Here is a 19,176-nt window from a genome sequence, read left to right as displayed (position 1 = left end):
CCGTGCGGGAACTTTCCTCGAACGCGTCGGTTGCAGTCACTCGCATACGAACCTCCACGCGATTCGGTACCAAAGAACTAGGGAGCGGCGACTTCCTTCCCTCGAACGCACCTTCGGACCTTTCCTTCGAAGTCTCTATCGAAGTTTTCCTATCTTTGCTAGTTTTGCTACCCAAACTTCTTTTCTGCCTTTGCTAGTTTTGTCGTCTCGTTTCTCGTTGCGAAGGGTGTCTCCGCCCTCTCGCAGTCGCCGACGTCGGTCGGCCCGTCGGGCGCTTTCGCCATCCCGAACGGTTATGCGGGCCTCCCCCGTGAGTCGGGAACGCATGACGAGATTCGACGACAGGCCGCCCGTCCGGTGGCGGGGGTGGCCGTAGTGCCGATGCCCCTCTCCCCCGTCTCGGCGGCGTGGGTCGCGGAGGCGGGCGAGTCGATGGGGTTCGACCTCTCGGCGGCGGACGCCGAACGGTTCGCCCGCGGCGTGAACGACGAACTCGACGGATACGCCGCGCTGGACGAACTCGCGCCGGCGGACGCCTCGGAGTCGGTATCCGTGCGCGACGTTCGCGCGCCCGACGGGGACGACGACCCGCACAACGCCTACATCACGGCGTTCGAGGCGGAGTCCAGCGGTGACGGCGACGATGACGGTTCCCTCTCGGGCGTGGCCGTCGCCGTGAAGGACAACATCGCCGTCGCGGGCGTCCCGATGACGTGCGGGTCGCGCGTCTTCGAGGGCGTCGTCCCCCGGCGGAACGCGAGCGTCGTGGACCGACTGCTCTCGGCGGGCGCGCGACTCGTCGGGAAGACGAACATGGACGAACTCGCCTACGGGCCGACGAGCGAAACCAGCGCGTTCGGCCCCGTGACCAACCCGAGAGACGAGAGTCGGGTCGCGGGCGGATCCTCCTCCGGAAGCGCCGCCGCCGTCGCCGAGGGGTCGGCGGACCTCGCACTCGGGAGCGACACCGGCGGGTCGGTCCGCATTCCGGCGTCGTTCTGCGGCGTCGTCGGCTTCAAACCCTCGTGGGGCGCGGTGCCGCGCGACGGGTTCGTGGACTTGGCGTACACGCTCGACCACGTCGGAACGCTCGCGCCGGACGTGGAGACGGCGGCGCTCGGATTCGACGTGGTCGGCGGCTACGACGCCCGCGACCCGTCTTCGGCGCTGGCGACGGAGATTCCGGTCGGCGAGTGCGCGGCGGGACTGGCCGACGCGCCCGATGTTTCGGACCTCTCTTTGGGCGTCCCCGAGGAACTCCTCTCGGACCACGTCTCCGAGGAGGTGCGCGAACGCTTCCGAGGCGCGGTGGCGACGCTCGAATCCGCGGGGGCGACCGTCGAGTCAGTTCGCCTGCCGACCGTCGAAGACGCCGTCTACGTCTGGAACGCGGTAACGAACGTGGAGTTCGCCGCCGCACTCCGCCGGAACGGACTCCCCCTCGAACGCCCGGGGCCGTTCGACACCGCTCGGTACGACGCCGCTAGCGCCCGTCAGTCCGCCGCGGGCGTCGGGTTCGGCGACGTGGTGAAGGAACGCGCTCTCGTCGGCGCGACACTCCTCGACCGCTACGACGGCCGCCACTACACCCGAGCGCGGAACGTCTGTGCGACGTTGAAATCGGAGTTCGACGCCGCCTTAGACGGCCGCGACGCTCTCGTCTCGCCGACGATGCCCGTCGTCGCGCCGGAGGTGGGCGCGTGGCGGCCGCACGAGTACGACGCGGACGCGGACGAGGGCCTCGACGTGCCGCTCGCGTACAACACGCGTCCGATGGACCTCGCCGGCGTCCCCGCCGTGACCGTGCCCGACGGTGACGACGGCGGCGACGCACTCCCGGTCGGCGTCCAGTTCGTCGCCGGACCGTACGAGGACGCGCGCCTCCTCCGAATCGCGCGCACGTTCGAACGGGTGCGGGACGGGGACGCGTAGGGCGGTCACCCCTCTATTTCGGTCGTCAACCGCCCGTCGTCGTCGAACGTCAATCGCCGGCGCGGACCGATTTCCACGTCGTCTCGCCCCTCCAACTCGTCGAGAACGGGTTCGGACGCCAGCATCGTCCCGGGTTCGAGCGTGTTCCTGATGCGGCCGATTCGCATCTCCGAGAGGTCGGGCACGCCGGTCATCGACGCGGCGAGGACGAACGCCGTCGCGTCGCAGGGAACGACGAACGGCACCTTCGAGCGCTCGGGTTCTCCGCTGGTCGTGATGTTGACGTACATGTCCTCGAAGTCCACCGATTCGAGGAGTTTGCGGCTCACGAAGTCCGCGAGGCCGATGCCGATGGCGTTGCCGTGGGACTCCTCGGTGACCGACCGGACGTAGATGCGGGTTATCTCCGGGGCGTGGACCGCCGGTTGGTTGTGGAACCGAACCCGCCCGACGACGTTCGTGTCCATCCCGGTTCCGCTGACGTTCTTGCCGAGTTCGTCCACCATCAGGAAGTCCAGTTGCTCGACGGGCAGGGAGGGGAACAGGTCCGCGGACCGTTCGAGGAGTTCCTCCTCGCGTTCGGGCAGGTTCTCGACGGGGACGCCCTCGACGCGCGCGGCGCGTTCCCTGTCGTTCTCCACGACGGCGATGCCGCCGACGATGGGCACGTCGTCCGCCTCGAACAGCAGTTCCGCCCGTTCGGGGACCACCTCGTCGAACCCGCGGGCGATGGCGGCGTTGTGCATGTTCTCCGCACCGCGGTGCTTCCCGAGGCCGATGACGGCCATCTTACAGAGGCCGGACTCTATCGGCCCGCGGTAGTCGGTGTGGAGTTTCACGCGATTCGCAAGGAGGACGGCGTCGGCGTCGAGTGCGTCGCGCGCGGCGTACACCGGTTCGCCGTTCGGGTCCTCGGCCACTCGCTCGACGGCCATCGACGACCGAATCTCGCAGTCCATCGACGCCTCCGTGACGCCGAGGGACGCGAGCGTCTCCACCTGCCCCTCCGCCGTCGCGCCCCCGTGACTCCCCATCGCGGGCATGACGAACGGTTCCAGTCCCCGGTCCCGAAGTTCCTCGACGGCCGTCGAGAGGACGGTCGGCATGTCGTGTATCCCCCGACTGCCGGCGGTTATCGCCACCTCGGCCCCGCGCGGAAGGTCGCTCAGCGCCGGTATCTCGGCTATCGCCGCGGCGGTGGCCGCGGGGACGTCGTCCACCTCGGGCGGGTCGGTCACCGTCCGCACCGTCGCGAACGCCGGGAGGTCCGCTAACGACGCGTCGTTCACCGCCTCCAGTCGTTCCCGGCCCGGAAACTCCAGTTCGACCATCTCTCTCCGCTTTCGCCTCCGTGCTAATGAATCCCGCGCCGGTTCGTCCGACTCGCCCTCACTCGTCCATCACGGCGACGACGGGCACGTCCGAACTCAGGAGCACCGACTGCGTGGTGCTCCCGAACAGGGCCTTCCCGACGGGCGTCCGCTTGCGCCCGCCGACGACGAGGTACTTCGCGTCCACCCGTTCGGCCTCGCTCAGCAGTTCTTCCACCACGTCGCCGACGCGCCCGCGCGTCACCACCGGTCCCGGCCTGTCCGTCGAGGCTTTCACGACCGTACGCGCCGTCGCCTCCGCGTCGTGCTGTCCGTCCTCGACGGTGTAGCGTTCGCCCCGCCGGACCTCGTCTCGCCTCTCGAACTCCTCCTGTGAGAGGACGTGGACGACGACGAGTTCGTCGTCGTACGCCGCCGCGAGGTCCTCTCCGACGGTGACCGCGCGGTCGGGTTCCTCGTCGCCGTCGACTGCTGCCAGTATCGCCATACCATGATACCTCTTCGCATGCGCACATAAAATTTGGCGGCGGGCTGCCGGCGTGCCAAGGTATAACTGCCGCCGCGGGGGAGTGACCCACGATGACGGAAGACGTCGCACGACGGTTCGAAGGCGCGCACTGCCCGCTCGTCACCCCCTTCGCGGACGGCGACGTGGACCACGAGGCTCTCGGCGAACTGGTCGAACACGTCCTCGACGGCGACGTGACGGGCCTCGTCCCCTGCGGGACGACGGGAGAGTTCGCCAGCCTCGACGCCGCCGAGTACCGGGCGGTTCTGGAGACGACCGTCGAGTACGCCGACGCCGCGCCCGTGATGGCGGGCACCGCGGGAACCAGCGTCGCGGAGACGCTGGAACGCATCGAGACGGCGGCGGACGTCGGCGCCGACGCCGCCCTCATCACCCTCCCGTACTTCCACGGGTCGAACGACCCGGCGGGCGACGAGGCGTTCGTGCGACGCGTCGCCGACGACGCCGCGCTTCCGATATACCTCTACAACATCCCCGCCTGCGTCGGCCGGCCCATCGCCGCCGACTCCGCGGTCGAACTCGCCGACCACGACCGAATCCTCGGCGTGAAGGACTCCAGCGGCGACTTCAACTACTTCTCAGAACTCCTGCGGCGGACGCCCGAGTCGTTCCAACTGTTCGAGGGGTTCGACAGCCACCTCGTCCCCGGACTGCTGTTCGGGTCCGACGGCGGCGTCAACGCCCTCTCGAACGTGATTCCCGAGGCGTTCGCGGCGGCGACGGAGGCGGCGGCGAACGGCGACGCGGAGACGGCCCGAAGCGTCCACGAGGAGTACATCGCCCCCCTGTTCCAGCAGTGCGTCAAACACGGGTTCGCCCCGGCGACGAAGGCCGGCCTCCGCGCCCGCGGCGTCCTCGAAACCGACGAGGTTCGGCCGCCGTTGGTCGAACTCGACGCCGACGCGCGCGACGACATCGCGTCGCTCGTCGAGGGCGTCGTCGCCGCCTACGAGTAGCGGGACGTTCCTCGTTCTCCCCGTTTCCGCCGCCCACGGTCGCTCTCGTCCCGGCGTTCACTCGTAACCGTGGAGTCACCGGGCGTTCACTTGTAACCGTGGAGTCCCCCGGACGTTCACTCGTAAGCGTGGACTCCCCCGCCCCCGCGACGCCTCCTCGGTTCGACGCCGACCGGACCCGGGCCGACTCACTCCTCCCGTCGGACGAGGCCCTCCGAGTGGTCGAGGGCGGCCGACGCTCCCTCCGCGAGGTGCATCGCGTCCACGCCCGCGACGAGGAAGTCCACGCCCCAGTCGAGACGCTCCTCGCGTTGCTCCGCGCTGGTGGCGAGCGTTCCGATGGCCACGCCGGCGTCGCGGGCCGCCCCGACGGCGCTCTCGACGTGTTCGAGGAACGCCTCGTCGTCCCACTCCCCGAAGCGACCCATCGAAAGCGAGAGGTCCACCGGCCCGACGAACAGGCCGTCGATGCCGTCCACCTCTGCGATGTCTCCGGCGTTCTCGACGGCGCGTTCGGACTCCAGTTGGACGAACCTGGCGAGGCCGTCTTCGACCGTCTCGACGTGGTCGGAGAGCGAGCGACCGTACTCCGACGCGCGGGTGAGGCCGAGTCCCCGCCGTCCCTCCGGCGGGTAACGACTCGCATCGACTATCTCCTCGGCCTGTTCGGGCGTCTCGACCATCGGGACGAGAATCGCCGTCGGGCCCAAATCGAGCGTCCGCTTCAGCGTCGTCGGGTCGTCGTCGGCGACGCGGACGAGCGAATCCGTCGTCCCGGGGGCGGCGTCCGCCGCCCGGAGCATGTCCTCCATCGTCTCGTACGACACCGGCGTGTGCTCTTGGTCGAACGAGACGAAGTCGTAGCCGAGTCCGGCCAGCAACTCCGCCGTCGCGGGCGCGGGGATGGTGACCCACGTCCCTATCAACGGGTCCGTCGCCTCGGCGATGCGCGCCAGTCCGCCGTCTTCGGTCATGTTCTCTCCCTCGTCGGCCGGCCACCTATACCTTCGACTCCGGGCCGGCGTTGCCGCCGCCCGGGGCGGCGGTCAGAAGTGCGAGAACTTGTCGCGGCGGTAGAGGTCTATCTCGCTGACGGTGTTCGGCGGGCGTTGCTTCGCCGCGAACGCGATGGCTTCGGCCACCTCCGCGGGTTCGGTCACCTCGCCGGGTTCGAAGCGGTCTTTCATCTCCGTGTCCGTCTCGGACCCGAACTCCGTCCGCACCTCCGTCGGGTTGACGACGGTGACGGCCACGTCGTCGTCGCCGACGGTCCCTTCGAGACTCAGCGCGAACCCCCGCGTCCACCACTTCGTGGCGGCGTACACGGCGTCGTTCGGCCGCGGGTACTGCCCAGCGAAACTGCCGAGGAACACCAGATTACCGGAGGACTCCCGGAGGTGCGGGAGCGACGCCTGCGCCGTGTAGAACATCCCGTTGACGTTCACGTCTATCATCAGCTCGAAATCCTCGACGGAGAGGTCCTCGACGGGTTCGTTGACGCCGAGGCCCGCGTTGGCGACGACGACGTCTATCCTGCCGAACGTCTCGGCCGTCTCTTCCACCGCGGACCGAACCTGCTCCGGGTCGGTCACGTCCGTCGGGACGACGAGCGCCTCCCGGTCGTGTTCGCTCCGCACCTCGTCGGCGACGGCTTCGAGTCGTTCCTCCCGGCGCGAGGCGAGGGCGACGTGCGCCCCCTCGGCGGCGAGTTCGAGGGCCGCCGCGCGGCCGATCCCGGAGGTGGCTCCCGTGACGAACGCGACGTTCCCTTCGAGTGCGTCTTCGTCCATACGCGAGGTACTCTCGCTCGGACACGGTAAAGGTGAGGTTTCGAACCGTTGTCACGAGCGTTCGGACGACTGTTCGGTTCCGGTTCCGCTCTCTCCCCGCCTCAGGCGGTACAGGCGTGGCCGGCCGCCGCCGCCCGTTCGCGGAGGGTCCGCCGCGCGTCCCGCAACGTCTCCGCGTCGCCCTCGACGCGTCCCTTCTCGATGCGGGTGATGATGGCCGAGGCGACGCGACACTCCGCCGCGTGCAGGTCGGATTCGAGCGCCGACACCCGCTTTCGCTCCGCGGCGTCGAGGCTCTCGCCGCGCGCGTCGTCAAGCATCTCCGCGCCCCGCGCCGACAGGAAGACCGACTGCCGGGTGTGTTCGGAGAGTCTGGTTGCGTCGTCGCGGTCCCACTGCAGTTCGACGGCCTCCTCGTCGAGTGCCTTCACGAGGAGGGCGGCTTTGTCCACCGTCGCGTCCGTCTCGTCGTACCCGGGGAGGGCGTCGGCCCGCGCGTCGTACCCGACGAAGACGGTCCGCTCGGGCGCGCTATAGGCGTCCGCGGGGTACGCCGCGGCCCCCACGCCGCCGACGCCGAACAGGAAGAGGGCGACGAGGAACAGTCCGAGGAACGCCCGCGGCGCGCCGCGGACGGGTTTCGGCTCGAGAAGCGGGTGGATCCGCGTCCGTTCCATCGGGAGCGAGACTGCTCGCTCCACGAGGGAGGCGAGCAAGTGGGTGTTCTCCGAGGCGCCGGTGACGATGACTCGCCCGTCGCCCGCGATGCGGACGAAGGAGTTGTGGAAGCCGGTGTGGCGAACCGTGAGGCCGCGGCCCTCGCCGAACCGGTCGCGGCGGCACTCGTCGTACTCGTCGGCGGCGGCGACGGCCGCCTCGATGTCGGCCAGCGTCTCGTCGGCGTCGCCGACCCCGTCGCCGGAGACGAATATCGACTTCCGCTCGAAACTGAGGCTTGACCCGTTGCGCCGGTACTCCGCGAGGCGGCGGACCCACAGTTTCCCGCGGGTCAAGGCGACCGGAATCGCCGGCAGGAGGACGACGGCGGCCGCCGCCCTGAGATAGCCCGGCCGTGACGTCGGCGCGACGCCGTAGCGGAACGCGGCCCACAGGGTGACGACCGCGAGTGCGACCGATCCGCCGACGACGAACGCTCTGAGTTTGTTCATTCGGTCACCCCCCGAGGAACGTCCGCTTGATGCGTCCGAAGAAGCCCACCTTCCGGCGTCGGCTCTCCGATTCGAACACCGGGCCGAGTTTCGCTTCGAGGTCATCTCGGCTCTCGAAGCGGTCGACGTTCGTCTCCGAGAGCAGTTCCGCCAGCATGATGGAGTTGCCGTCCTCGTCCAACTGGACGTTCGCCAACGCGTGTTCACGCTCTAACCGGCGCACGGAGACGGGGTAGGACCACCCCGACTCCGAGACAAGTTCGTGGACCGCGTCCGGGCCGTGTGCCATGTTCACCCGTGGCGCTTCATCGAATATAAAACTTTCACGCGCCGTCAACGGGTGCGGGCGCGGCGTCGCCGTCTCCGGATACGCCGCCCTCGTCCGACGCGTTCGCCTCGTCGAGGAGCGACGAGACGCACCGAAAGCCGAGGCGACTGCCGGAGGGGTCCCGCACCGCCGCGAGAAGCACCCGCGACCGGTCGAGCGTCTGTGCGCGGGAGAGGCGACCCCCGTCCGCGGTGAACGCGCGGACGACGACGGTGTACCGACCCCACCGAAGGACGGTCTGGTTCGTCTCCGCCAGCGACCGCGCCACGGTGTCAGCGGCGGCGACCGACCGCCACCGGTCCACGGTGAGTCTGAGCGTCTCGCCCGACGGCGGGACGTACCTCGCGGTGTACCGCACCGCCGGTTCGGGGCGGTCGCCGAGGTCGATTCGGCCGTCGAACGACGCGATGCGCTCGGAGTCGAGGAGTCGCCACCCGTCCAACCCCGACGCACTCGCTCCGGGGACGACGGCCGGGGTGAGTTCTCCCGGGTCGGCGTCGTCCGGCGGCGGCGGACACCCGAGTGCGGCGTAGTCGGGACGCTCACCGAGACGGGTCGCTTCGCTCCCCGCCGTCGCCGATTCGCGCGCCGATTCGCGTGCCGGTTCGCTCGCCAGTTCGGTCGGCCGGTCGGTCGGCGGTGCGGCGTCCTCAGCGGACCCGAACGACGCGTCGAACGACGAGACGAGGCTCGGTCCGCCGAGGGCGACGACGCCGAGACACGCCGCGAGAACCACGGCGGCGGCGACTCGTCGCCCGAGGCGTCTGCGCCGACTCCGGGTCCGTTCGCGCTCCGCGCGGACGGCACCGGGGGCGGCGAACTTCCCGGCACCGCGACCCAGGTGCCGGTCGAGGAGCGACGACGCTCGGCCGCGTTCGACCGCGTACCGGACGATACGGAGCAGTTCCGCGGCGTCCACGACGGCCGGTTCCGGCGCGTCGGCGGTCGATTCGGGGACGATACGGGAGGTGACGACTCGCGTCGCCCGTCCGCCGCGTCCCGGCGTCGGTTCGCCGTGCGTGACTCGGAGGCGACTCCTCTCACCGCGGTGTTCGACGGAGAGCGTCGTCCCGTCTCGCGTCGCTGACCGCCCGCGCGCCTCCCAGACGGCCGCGACGAAGGCGGCGAACGCCTCCTCGTCGAGGCGACGGAGTGTCGCCGAGAACCGCGCGACCTCCGGGTCGGTTCCGCGGGAGCGAAGTCGCACGGCCGTTCAGAGGCGCGTCCGGAGGTCGGAGACGACCGCTTCGGTCCCCGACTCGCCCCCGAGGTCCGGCGTCCGCGGCGCGTCGGCGTCGGCCAACTGGGCCGCGACGGCGTCCCACAGGTCCGCGGCGGCGGACTCCTCGCCGAGGTGGTCGTAGAGCATCGAGACGGAGAGGACGGTGGCGAGGGGGTTCGCGACGCCTTCGCCCGCGATGTCGGGCGCGCTTCCGTGGACCGGTTCGAACATCGACGGGGAGTGGCCCTCGACGTTGATGTTCGCCGAGGGGGCGAGTCCCACGCTTCCGCTGACGATGGCTCCGAGGTCGGTGAGGATGTCGCCGAACAGGTTGGAGGCGACGAGGACGTCGAACTCGTCGGGGCGGCGCACGAGGTCCATCGACGCCGCGTCCACGAGGAGGCGTTCGACCTCCACCTCGGGGTACTCCTCGGCCACCTCCTCGACCACCTCGTCCCAGAACACCATCCCGTGGGCCTGCGCGTTCGACTTCGTGACGTTCGTCAGGTGACCGTCGCGTTCGGCGGCCGCCTCGAACGCCTCGCGGACGATGGTCTCGGTCCCCCGCCGCGTGTAGATGGCCGTCTGGACCGCCACCTCGTGCGGGTGCCCCCGGTGTTCGCGGCCGCCGGCGTCGGAGTACTCGCCCTCGGTGTTCTCCCGGAAGACGACGAAGTCGATATCGCCGCCCTCGTACCCCCGGAGGGGACTCTCCACGCCGTCGAACAGCACGGACGGGCGCTTGCACACCTGCTGGTCGAACGCCTTCCTGATGGGGAGCATCATCCCCCGGAGCGTCACGTGGTCGGGGATGTCCGGGTGCCCCACCGCGCCCAACAGGATGGCGTCGTGGCCGTCGAGGGTCTCGATGGCGTCGTCGGGCATCATCGACCCCTCCTCTAAGTAGCGTTCGCTCCCCCAGTCGTACCGCGTCGTCTCGACGGTGAATCCGCCTCGCTCCGCGGCGTCTTCGAGTATCGGGAGCGTCGCGTCGACGACTTCGACTCCGATACCGTCTCCCGGCAGTAGCGCGATATCGTACGTCACACCCGAGAGTCGCCGAGAGCGGTCAAAAGCGTTCCCCCGGCGGCGACGGTCATCGCGGCACGTGTCCGACTCGTCGCCGGGTCCTCGGTCCGGCCTCGTCCGTTTCGACTTCGATCCGACTCGATCACCGAACGGTCGCCACTCGCCGCATCAGGCCTCCTGTTCCACCGTCCGACGCGCCGTCTCGGCCCGTTCGTGCCCGTGAACGAGTGCCTCCTCGGTGTTGCGGTCGAACAGGTGGAGGTCCGACTCGTCGAACGTCACGTCCACTATCTCGCCCTCCGCCGGTTCGACTTCGACGGGCGCGCGGAGGCGGCACTCCTTGCCGCCGACCCGCAGGTAGAGGAAGTTGTCCGATCCGACGATCTCCACGACGTCCACCTCCGCCTCGAACCTCTTCGCGGGCGGCACGGTGTCGTCCACGCGGAGGTTCTCCGGGCGGATGCTGAGCGTGTACTCGCCCTCGCCGCCGACGGCGTCGACTATCTCCTCGGAGACGCCGTACGAGATGCCCTCGCCGACCAAGGTTCCGGTTCCGTCGCTCTCGACGTGGAGGTCCACGTCGAAGAAGTTCATGCTCGGAGAGCCGATGAAGTCGGCGACGAACGCGTTGGCCGGTCGGTAGTACACCTCCTTCGGCGAGCCGACCTGTTGGAGTTGGCCGTTGTCGAGGATGACGATGCGGTCGGCCATCGTCATCGCCTCCTCCTGGTCGTGCGTCACGTAGATGGTCGTGATGCCGAGTTCCGAGTGGATGCGCGACAACTCCGTCCGCATGTGCTTGCGGAGCTTCGCGTCCAGATTCGAGAGGGGTTCGTCGAACAGGAACACCGCCGGTTCGCGGACGATGGCGCGACCGGTCGCCACGCGTTGCTGTTGCCCTCCGGAGAGGCTTCCGGGTTTCTTGTCGAGCAAGTCCTCGATGCCCATCATCTCGGCCGCCTCGACGACGCGGCGGTTCACCTCCTCGTCGCTGAGGTCGGTGCTCAACTTCAGCCCGTAGGCCATGTTCTCACGGACGGTCTTGTGAGGGTACAGCGCGTACGACTGGAACACCATCGCGATGTCGCGTTCCTTCGGCGACATATCGTTGACGGGCTGTCCGTCCAACCGAATCTCGCCGTCCGTGATCGTCTCCAACCCTGCCAACATTCGCAGCGTCGTGGACTTCCCGCACCCCGACGGACCGACGAACACCACGAACTCGCCGTCCGGGATTTCGAGCGACAACTCCTCGACGGCGACTATCGGACCGGACGTGTCCTCGAACACTTTCGTTACGTCGTCGAATTGTACACGTGCCATGTTAACTTACTCCAGTTTGGGTTTGCATCTCAGTTATTTAGTAGTATCCCCGATAGGAGGGTCGAAACCCTCCTCGGGACGCCGATGCGCCTCACATCCCTCCCAGTCCCTCGCCGACGTAGCGTTGCGAGAGACCGTAGAAGACCACCGGCGGCGCGACGAGAAGCACCACGGAGGCCATGAGGATGTTCCACTGCCGGAGCACGTCGCTCCCGAGGATGTAGTGCAGGGCCACCGTGGCCGTGCGCACTTCCTCGTCGCTCGTGAGGACGAACACCCACAGGAAGTTGTTCCACGCGGTCAGGAACGCGAACAGGGCCGCCGCGCCCACGGCGGGCGCGGAGAGGGGCAGGACGATCCGCAGGAACGCCCCGAGTTCGCTGTGCCCGTCGATGAGCGCCGCCTCCTCGATGTTCTCGGGGATGCCCTGCCTGAAGAAGCCCTGCAGCAGCCAGATGGTCTGCGGGAGGACGAAGATGGACAGGGCGATGATGACGCCCGTGAGGGTGTTGATGAGGCCGAGGATGAAGAACACCTCGTAGACGGGGATGGTGATGACTATCCACGGGAACATGATGGTGAAGACGGCGGTGTAGAACAGCGCCTTCCGCCCCGGGAAGTCCAGTCGCGCGAACGCGTACGCGCCGGGGATGGAGAAGAAAAGCGAGATGACAGTCGCCGTGACGGAGACGATGATGCTGTTGCTGAAGAACGTGACGAAGTTGTACCGTTCCCATATCTGCTCGTACGCCGTGATGGTCAGGTTCTTCAGCGCCGGGAGGTAGTTCGTCTCCGGGTTGATGGCGGCGAAGTCCGTCAGGAACGACGTCCGAATCACCCAGTAGTACGGCGCTAAGGCGAACAGCGCGAACAGTCCGAGCACGACGTACAGTATCAGTCGGGAGCGGCGAGTTTCGTTTATCATGGTCAGACGTACATCTCCTCCTCGTCTTGGATGACGGTCACGTAGAAGATGGCCGCCGTCATCGATATGACGATCATGGCCATCCCGAGCGTGTATGCCCGCGAGAACTGGAGGTTCACGTAGGCCGTCTCGTACGTGAGGATGCTCATCAGCATCGTCCGCGTCCCGGGACCGCCGCCGGTCAGCTCGAACGGTTGCGCGAACTCCGCGACGTTCCACGCCGTCCGAAGCGCGAGGATGACGATGGTGGGCGTCACAAGGTGCGGGAGGGTCACGTCGCGGAACCGCCGGAGGCGACCCGCCCCGGCCAACGCCGCCGCCTCGTACTGTTCGCGCGGGATGCCGACGATGGCCGCCGCGTAGATGATGCCGGCGTACCCGTAGTCGTGCCACGACTGCGCGACGATGAGCGACACGTACGGCCACAGGTCCTCCGCGAGGAACGCCGGCGTCGTCACGCCGAAGACGTCCGTGATGAGTCTCGGAACCATCCCGAAGTCGCTGTTGAGGAACCACAGCCAGATGACACCCCCTGCGAGCGGTGCGGAGAAGTAGGGGGACATGACGATGGCGCTGGTCCACTCGCGCAACCCGCTTCGGAGTTCGGCCAACAGGAGCGCCGCGATGAGCCCGATGAACAACTGCAGGAACGTCGTTCCGAACACGAACACGAGCGTCCACCCGAACGCGAAGTGGAACAGGTCGTTCGTCAACAGCCACACGTAGTTGTCGAGACCGACGAACGTCCCCACTCCCCCCAACCGCGTGTTGGTGAACGTCATGTAGACGCCCCGCACGATGGGGAAGTAAAACAGGAGCGTGAACATCAGGAACGTGGGGAGAATGAACAGGTAGCCTATCCAGTTCTCCCGAGCACGGTCCCTCAGCGTGGTCTCTTCCATGCCGTACTTCTGCCTGATGTGTTGTGTGGTTTCTTGTGCCAAGGTACTTCTCCGATGCCCTGCGACCGGTAAAAACGTTGGGGGTGAATTGCGGCGATACGACGGCGTACGACCGGCTAATCGCCGCTATTTGCGCCGAGGCGAGGCGGTCGCGGGGTTCCGAGACGCGCTTACTGCCCGAGTCGTTTCTTCATGCGCTGTCGGATGAGTTTCGGCGTCTTCTCGGCGGAGTGCTGCCCCGCGATGGCCTGACTGATCGTCTCGTTGATGTCAGTCCACCGAATCGGGTCCACGTCGCGCACGTCCCACGACGCGCCCGTCGTGGAGTACTGGACGCCGTACTTGTCGGCGTTCTTGTACGCCTGCTCCGTGCTCTGTGCGAGGTCGTACTCGTCGAGGACGGCTTGCAGTTTCGTCTTGAGACCCGGAATCGCCTCGTAGTGTTCGCCCCAGGCGGGCAGGACGAACTCGTTGTCGCTCAAGAGGAACATGTTGAGGTCCCACGCGGCCTGCTGCTTCGCGTCGCTGGCCTGGAAGATGCACTGCTGTTGTTCGAGCGCCCACATGTGGCCGCCGTGTTGCCCCTCGACGCCTTCGAGGTCGCTGATTCCGAAGTTCTGCCCGAACTGGGGATCGACCTTCGGGTGTGGGAGGAGCATGAAGTCGCCGTTGCCGCCCTGCCAGCCGAACTTGACGTCGTCTTTGGTGGCGGTCCACCGACTGGCGGTCGGTACCGCGTAGTTGAACGAGGCGACCTTCCCGGTCAGCATGAGCGACGGAATGTCCTCGTCGCCGCGTTGGGCCGCCTCCTGGCTACTGAACTGGTTCGCCATCTTGACGCAGGTCTTTATCATCCCGTCCGTCTTCCCGCGGTCCTCGTGGTCTTGGTTGGCGACGACGATGGTTGGGTTGTCCGGATTGTCGCCCGGGCGCATCCACGGGTCGGTCCCCTCGGTGTACGCCGTCCGGGCGTACCCCCAGTAGGATTCGAGGTCGCCGGGCACGCCGGTCTCCTCGTAGGCGATGGCGTCGGTCTGTTTGTCCACGCGCTTGACCGCGTCGAGGAACCCGCTCCACGTCGAGAGTTCCTTCTCCGGGTTGCTGACGCCCGCCTGACTGAACAGTTTCGGGCTGATCCCGAGGTTGCTGTTCGTATTGCGCATTCCGCCGCCCGACCAGTACTCGCCGCGGTACTGTGCGGACTCCTTGTTCGCCGCCGTGAAGTCGTCCGGAAGCGAGTCGGTGGACTCGATGAACGGCTTGTGGTCCGGAACCTTGTCGTTGAGGTAGAACTGTAAGCCGCCGCCGCCGGCCTCGGCGAACGTCGGCGGGTTACCCGACGACACCGTCGAGGAGAGCTTCGACCGGATGTCCCCGTAGGATGCCGTCTGGAGGCTCACATTGACGTTCCCGTTCTTCTCCTCGAACGTCTTCATCGACTCCTGGAAGTGCGACTTCATCGCGGCGTTCTCGACGGCCTGCGCGCTCAGGTAGTCGACGGTGACGCTCTCGGACCCGCCCGAGTCCGAACCCGTGTCGCCGCCCGATCCGCTTCCACCGCCCCCTCCTTTCGGTTCCGGCGTGCCTCCGCCCTGTTCGCCGCTACACCCCGCGAGTGCACCGAGTGCGCCGACCGTCGCCGTGGCGGCAGTCGCCCGTACGAAGTCCCGCCGCGACGGTTCGGTGCCGGCCCGCCCCTCGGCGCGGTCCGCGCTCTCCCTGCTACTCGTGCTACTCTTTGACATCGTGTATTCACATGATAGACGGTGATAATAAATGTTTCTCACGCGGGCACCAATTTCTCGCCGTTTGTCCGCCGATACCGGACGAATCCGACCGTTTCGTCCCGCAGACTTATGAGCGGGGAGGAAGACTGCGCGACCATGGACTCCGACGCACGGCACGCGCTACTCGATGACGCGAACCGCGTCTGCGAACTCGTCGGGACGACGCTCGGTCCGTTCGGGACGAACAAACTCGTTGTGGAGTCGGGCGGACGGGTGACGGCCACCTCCTCAGGGTCGCTGCTCTTGGACCGCCTCGAACTGGACGACCCGGCGACGACGCTCCTCGAACGGGCGGCCGAGGAGTTCCGCGAGAGACACGGCGACGGCGCGACGACGCTCACGCTTCTGACGGGCGCGTTGCTCCGTGAGGCCGACGAGTTACTCGACCGGGGCCTCCATCCGACGACGGTCGCCCGCGGGTACGGAGAGGCGCTCTCGGTCGCCGAGGACCACCTCGAATCCCGCGCGCGCCCCCTCTCGGCCGTCGGCCCGGAGGCCGTCGCGCGGACGGCGCTCACCGGGACGCGGAACCCGATGACGAGGCGGCGCGTGAGCGAAGCGGTGGCCGACGCCGCCGAGACGGTGACGGCGTCGGACTCGCCGACCGGCGGACGCGGAGACGTGGCCGTCCTCGCGCGCCTCGGCGGCGTCGGCGACACCGGTCTCGTCTCGGGCGTCGTCGTTGAGACGCCACTCGTCTCCGACGCCATGCCGCGCCGCCTGCCGGACGCGGGCGTCGCCCTCCTCTCCTCGACGGTGGACGTTCCGAAACTCGGCGGCGCGACCGAGTCGGTCGACTACGACCTCTCGCTCGACGCGGACTCCTTCGAGGACCGGGCCGCCATCGGCGAGTATGAACGCGAGGAGTTCCGCCGCGTTCTCTCGTCGGCCGTCGCGTCCGGGTGTCGGTTCGTCGCGACGAAGGGGGGCGTCAACGACCGCGTGAAGACGCGGCTCGCCGACGCGGGCGTGGCCGCAATCGACCGCGTGGACGACGAGACGATGGCGCGTCTCGTCCGGCACACCGGCGGGCGGGTGGTCCCCTCCCTGGCGGAGGCGACGCCCGAGACGATGGGGCGGGCGGACGTGCGCGTCGAACGCCTCGCCGGTCGGGAGTTCGTCTACGTCGAGGGCGACGACGCGCCGACGTTCACGCTGGTCTGTCGCGCCCCCGACCCGCGGTCAGTCGCCGCGTTCGAAAGAAGCGCCGAGAGTGCCGTCGCCGCGACGCTCCGGGCACTCGAAGACGAACGCGTCGTGCCCGGCGGCGGCGCGACCGAAATCGGCCTCGAACGCGCGGTCAGGGCGGCGGCGCGGGGGACGGCCGGACGGGAGCAACTCGCCGTGGAGGCGTTCGGCAGAGCGCTCGCGACGGTGCCGCGGCGACTCGCCGAGAGCGCGGGCATCGACGGGTGGTCCGGCGTCATCCGCCTCCGCGTCGCGCACGACGAGGGTCGGTCCTCGGTCGGCGTGGACGCCCTCGCGGGCGAGATTCGAGACGTTCTGGACGGCGAACCCGTCGCAGACCCGCTCGGCCTCAAGCGCGACGCCGTGGCTTCGGCGACGGAACTGGCGACGCAACTGCTCCGCATCGACAGACAGATTCCGGCGAACGACCTCTCTGACGGGGATTCGACCGCGGCGGCCAGATGAGTCGGCTCTCCGCTCCTCCTTTCGCCTTCGCTCGGCTTCTCCCTCCTTCGCCCGCCGTCAGTCGTGCTCCGTCTGCGGCGTGAACGGCCCGGGTTTGACGCCCGGTGCGACGACGGCGTCGACCGTTCCCAACTGCTCGGCCGTCGCGACGGCCGTATCCACGGCCTGCGAGAAGACGCGCCGCGGTTCGACGACGCCCATCTCCCACGCGTCGGCCGCTTCGCCGGTGGCGATGTCGAGGCCGAGGGGCGCGGGGCGTTCGGCCGCCTCGGCGTGCGCGTTCCGGAGGTTCGCCCGCACGTCGAGGGGGTCGTACCCGGCGTTCCGGGCGAGCGTCGTCATCAGCGACTCGCAGGCGTCCGCGAACGCCTCCACGGCCAACTGCTCTCTCCCCTCGACGCCGCGGGCGAACTCCCGCAGGTCGCGCGCGACTGCGACCGGCGCGGCGCCGGCCCCCGGGAGCACCTGTCCATCCATCGCGGCGATAGCCGTCGTCTCCACTGCGTCGGAGACGAGCCGTTCGTGCGTCGTCCGGCCCTTCTCCGTCGGAGCGCCGACGAGGAGGGTGAACACCGGGCCGTCGCACTCGTCGAAGTGCGCCCACTTCTCGTCGCCGACGCGCCGTTCGGACACCCGCCCCGCCCGACCCAGTTTCGACTCGTCGAGGTCGGAGACGTGGCCGACGACGGTGGCCCCCGTCGCGCGGGCGACGCGGTGGATATCGGATTTCGGGTACTGCGCCCGGTCGATGACCGCGACGCCGTGCGCTTCGAGGGCGGCCTTCACCTCGTCGTCGAGTTCCGCCCGGACGACCAGCACGTCCGCGCCCGTGTCGGCCACCCCCGCGGCGACGGACTCGACGGCGGCGTCGCGGCCCTCGACGTACGCCGCGACGGACCCCGCGGAGTCGAGCGTCACGCCGGACCGACCCTCCCGTCCGAAACTCGTCGCCGACTCCTCCACGTCGATGTCGCGTTCGAGGACGGCGACCCGAGCGTCCGCGAGGACGCCCTCGACGGACGGCGACCAGTCGAACGAGAGGCGACTCCGCTCGCTCGTCTCGTGCGCGCCGGGACGGCGACGCACGACGTGGCCCCGAGAGAGGGTACACTCGGCGTCTACCCGCGTCCGCACCGTGATGTCGTCCGTGTCGAACCACCCGTCGTCGCTCTCGCGGGCGAGGCCGGAGACGGCCGCGGAGACGGCGTCGGCGTACTCGCGCCGCCGCCGGTCCGAGAGGTCCGCGGTCATCGCCGTCGCGGCCACCCGCGAGAGCAGTTCCCGGTCCGTCGCCTCGACCGGACGCGCCAAGTCGTCCAAGACGGCCCCGGCGCGGTTGGCCGCCATCGCGTACCCGACGGCGATGCTGCCGGGATGGAGGCCGTCTCCGGCCAACTCCGCGCCCGAATCGAGGAGTCTCGCCGCGAGAAGCGCCGCCGCCGTCGTCCCGTCGCGGAGGCTCCGCCGCACCGAGTCGAGTCCGTCCACGAACAGGGCGGCCACGGGGTGGCCGAACCCGCCCCCGCGTTCGATGGCTTCGAGGAGGTGCCCGGCGTCTCTCGTCACGACGGTTTCGGGGACGTCCTGCGGGTCCACCGTCTCGACGAGGGTCGTCCCCCCGGCGGGGCCGTACGTCGAGGCGACGAGCGATTCGACCGCCCGCGCCGCTTCGACGACGTACTCCCGCGCCGCCTCGTCGCGGGTGAGCCATGCGCCCGTCCGTTCCCCGTCGTCGCGTGCCATGCCTTGGCGAAGCACATCACGGGATATAAATTTACGTGACGGTGAGCGGACGTGCGAGCCGAAGACGACGGACGGGTGGTCGTCGCTCACCCGAGGGCACCGCCCGACGACGCCCGCCGCGCCCGAGGACCGCCCGGACGTGCGACGATATCGCACATGTGTGCGAATAGCTACCACGACCGGTCGCCGCTCCGTGGGGGTTTCGGACGGTCCGTTCGCACCGATACTCCCCGAGGAACGGCGTAGCGGCGTTTCTGCGTTCCGGTTCGACGCTCTCCGTCGAGAGACTGTCTGGTTCTCGATGCTGTCGTTCATCATCGGTAAACGTACTCGACACGCGATAGTTTCGAGGCGTGGACACTTTCCGGACACTGATTTTCGTCGCTCGTTCGTCGCCGATGCGGTATTCGATACGCTTCGAGAAGGCGATTCATCACCTTCGTGTCGGTTCGCGCCGTCCCTCGTCGGCCGCCGAACGAGCGGTTTAGTTCTTGCTAACTTGCATCCGTATTACAGGTGTAGTCGTGTAACGGCGCGTCGGATTTCGAGACTGTCGG

At 68.5% G+C, this 19,176-nt stretch carries 16 protein-coding genes; 3 read left to right on the top strand and 13 right to left on the bottom strand.

Annotated features, from left to right (window positions below):
- The first annotated feature begins 381 nt into the window (after positions 1-381).
- Positions 382-1,932: an amidase gene (locus ACFQEV_RS01735; protein WP_379692188.1), complete on the top strand. Its 1,551-nt coding sequence runs from the start codon at positions 382-384 to the stop codon at positions 1,930-1,932.
- Between the two features lie 5 nt (positions 1,933-1,937).
- Here ACFQEV_RS01735 and ACFQEV_RS01730 read toward each other — a convergent pair whose 3' ends face one another.
- The gene (locus ACFQEV_RS01730) at positions 1,938-3,263 is read right to left on the bottom strand and encodes a nickel pincer cofactor-dependent isomerase, group 22 (RefSeq protein ID WP_379692187.1); all 1,326 of its coding nucleotides are present in this window, start codon (positions 3,261-3,263) and stop codon (positions 1,938-1,940) included.
- A gap of 58 nt (positions 3,264-3,321) precedes the next feature.
- Positions 3,322-3,750, bottom strand: coding sequence for a universal stress protein (locus tag ACFQEV_RS01725; RefSeq protein ID WP_379692185.1), 429 nt, complete (start codon positions 3,748-3,750; stop codon positions 3,322-3,324).
- Between the two features lie 92 nt (positions 3,751-3,842).
- Between ACFQEV_RS01725 and ACFQEV_RS01720 the strand changes: the two genes are divergently transcribed.
- A complete protein-coding gene (locus tag ACFQEV_RS01720; RefSeq protein ID WP_379692183.1) occupies positions 3,843-4,748 on the top strand; it encodes a dihydrodipicolinate synthase family protein in 906 nt (301 codons plus the stop codon).
- Positions 4,749-4,936: 188 nt separating this feature from the next.
- Here ACFQEV_RS01720 and ACFQEV_RS01715 read toward each other — a convergent pair whose 3' ends face one another.
- From ACFQEV_RS01715 to ACFQEV_RS01670, 10 genes are all read right to left on the bottom strand, one after another.
- Positions 4,937-5,722, bottom strand: coding sequence for an HpcH/HpaI aldolase family protein (locus ACFQEV_RS01715; protein ID WP_379692182.1), 786 nt, complete (start codon positions 5,720-5,722; stop codon positions 4,937-4,939).
- Between the two features lie 72 nt (positions 5,723-5,794).
- Positions 5,795-6,538, bottom strand: coding sequence for an SDR family oxidoreductase (locus ACFQEV_RS01710; protein ID WP_379692181.1), 744 nt, complete (start codon positions 6,536-6,538; stop codon positions 5,795-5,797).
- A gap of 101 nt (positions 6,539-6,639) precedes the next feature.
- Positions 6,640-7,707: a hypothetical protein gene (locus ACFQEV_RS01705; protein WP_379692180.1), complete on the bottom strand. Its 1,068-nt coding sequence runs from the start codon at positions 7,705-7,707 to the stop codon at positions 6,640-6,642.
- A 4-nt stretch (positions 7,708-7,711) separates the two neighbouring features.
- Positions 7,712-7,996 (bottom strand): hypothetical protein, encoded by a 285-nt coding sequence (locus ACFQEV_RS01700; RefSeq protein WP_379692178.1) that lies wholly within the window; start codon positions 7,994-7,996, stop codon positions 7,712-7,714.
- A 34-nt stretch (positions 7,997-8,030) separates the two neighbouring features.
- Entirely contained in the window at positions 8,031-9,242 is a 1,212-nt protein-coding gene (locus ACFQEV_RS01695; protein ID WP_379692177.1) for a hypothetical protein, read from the bottom strand.
- Positions 9,243-9,248: 6 nt separating this feature from the next.
- Positions 9,249-10,304 (bottom strand): 3-isopropylmalate dehydrogenase, encoded by a 1,056-nt coding sequence (locus ACFQEV_RS01690; RefSeq protein WP_379692176.1) that lies wholly within the window; start codon positions 10,302-10,304, stop codon positions 9,249-9,251.
- A gap of 150 nt (positions 10,305-10,454) precedes the next feature.
- Positions 10,455-11,609: an ABC transporter ATP-binding protein gene (locus tag ACFQEV_RS01685; protein WP_379692174.1), complete on the bottom strand. Its 1,155-nt coding sequence runs from the start codon at positions 11,607-11,609 to the stop codon at positions 10,455-10,457.
- Between the two features lie 91 nt (positions 11,610-11,700).
- Positions 11,701-12,534, bottom strand: coding sequence for a carbohydrate ABC transporter permease (locus ACFQEV_RS01680; protein WP_379692173.1), 834 nt, complete (start codon positions 12,532-12,534; stop codon positions 11,701-11,703).
- Positions 12,535-12,536: 2 nt separating this feature from the next.
- Positions 12,537-13,478, bottom strand: a complete 942-nt coding sequence (locus ACFQEV_RS01675) for a carbohydrate ABC transporter permease (RefSeq protein WP_379692172.1) — start codon at positions 13,476-13,478, stop codon at positions 12,537-12,539.
- 128 nt (positions 13,479-13,606) lie between these two features.
- The gene (locus ACFQEV_RS01670; RefSeq protein WP_379692171.1) at positions 13,607-15,181 is read right to left on the bottom strand and encodes an ABC transporter substrate-binding protein; all 1,575 of its coding nucleotides are present in this window, start codon (positions 15,179-15,181) and stop codon (positions 13,607-13,609) included.
- A gap of 138 nt (positions 15,182-15,319) precedes the next feature.
- Here ACFQEV_RS01670 and ACFQEV_RS01665 point away from each other — a divergent pair, with 138 nt between their 5' ends.
- Positions 15,320-16,876 carry a TCP-1/cpn60 chaperonin family protein gene (locus ACFQEV_RS01665; protein ID WP_379692170.1) on the top strand — a complete coding sequence of 519 codons (1,557 nt, stop codon included), beginning with the start codon at positions 15,320-15,322 and terminating at the stop codon, positions 16,874-16,876.
- A 57-nt stretch (positions 16,877-16,933) separates the two neighbouring features.
- Here the strand turns inward: ACFQEV_RS01665 and ACFQEV_RS01660 are convergent, their stop codons facing one another.
- Positions 16,934-18,619: a TCP-1/cpn60 chaperonin family protein gene (locus ACFQEV_RS01660; RefSeq protein WP_379692168.1), complete on the bottom strand. Its 1,686-nt coding sequence runs from the start codon at positions 18,617-18,619 to the stop codon at positions 16,934-16,936.
- Positions 18,620-19,176 lie beyond the last annotated feature (557 nt).

The sequence above is a fragment of the Halopelagius fulvigenes genome (assembly GCF_042662625.1).
GTDB classification, from domain to species: domain Archaea; phylum Halobacteriota; class Halobacteria; order Halobacteriales; family Haloferacaceae; genus Halopelagius; species Halopelagius fulvigenes.
This window is presented reverse-complemented; position numbering and strand designations above follow the sequence as displayed.

Coding starts and splice junctions, on each gene's coding strand:
- ACFQEV_RS01670 (WP_379692171.1), bottom strand. CDS start 15,181: ATGTCAAAGAGTAGCACGAGTAGCAGGGAGAGCGCGGACCGCGCCGAG.
- ACFQEV_RS01705 (WP_379692180.1), bottom strand. CDS start 7,707: ATGAACAAACTCAGAGCGTTCGTCGTCGGCGGATCGGTCGCACTCGCG.
- ACFQEV_RS01660 (WP_379692168.1), bottom strand. CDS start 18,619: ATGGCACGCGACGACGGGGAACGGACGGGCGCATGGCTCACCCGCGAC.
- ACFQEV_RS01735 (WP_379692188.1), top strand. CDS start 382: ATGCCCCTCTCCCCCGTCTCGGCGGCGTGGGTCGCGGAGGCGGGCGAG.
- ACFQEV_RS01730 (WP_379692187.1), bottom strand. CDS start 3,263: ATGGTCGAACTGGAGTTTCCGGGCCGGGAACGACTGGAGGCGGTGAAC.
- ACFQEV_RS01665 (WP_379692170.1), top strand. CDS start 15,320: ATGGACTCCGACGCACGGCACGCGCTACTCGATGACGCGAACCGCGTC.
- ACFQEV_RS01685 (WP_379692174.1), bottom strand. CDS start 11,609: ATGGCACGTGTACAATTCGACGACGTAACGAAAGTGTTCGAGGACACG.
- ACFQEV_RS01710 (WP_379692181.1), bottom strand. CDS start 6,538: ATGGACGAAGACGCACTCGAAGGGAACGTCGCGTTCGTCACGGGAGCC.
- ACFQEV_RS01720 (WP_379692183.1), top strand. CDS start 3,843: ATGACGGAAGACGTCGCACGACGGTTCGAAGGCGCGCACTGCCCGCTC.
- ACFQEV_RS01700 (WP_379692178.1), bottom strand. CDS start 7,996: ATGGCACACGGCCCGGACGCGGTCCACGAACTTGTCTCGGAGTCGGGG.
- ACFQEV_RS01725 (WP_379692185.1), bottom strand. CDS start 3,750: ATGGCGATACTGGCAGCAGTCGACGGCGACGAGGAACCCGACCGCGCG.
- ACFQEV_RS01680 (WP_379692173.1), bottom strand. CDS start 12,534: ATGATAAACGAAACTCGCCGCTCCCGACTGATACTGTACGTCGTGCTC.
- ACFQEV_RS01715 (WP_379692182.1), bottom strand. CDS start 5,722: ATGACCGAAGACGGCGGACTGGCGCGCATCGCCGAGGCGACGGACCCG.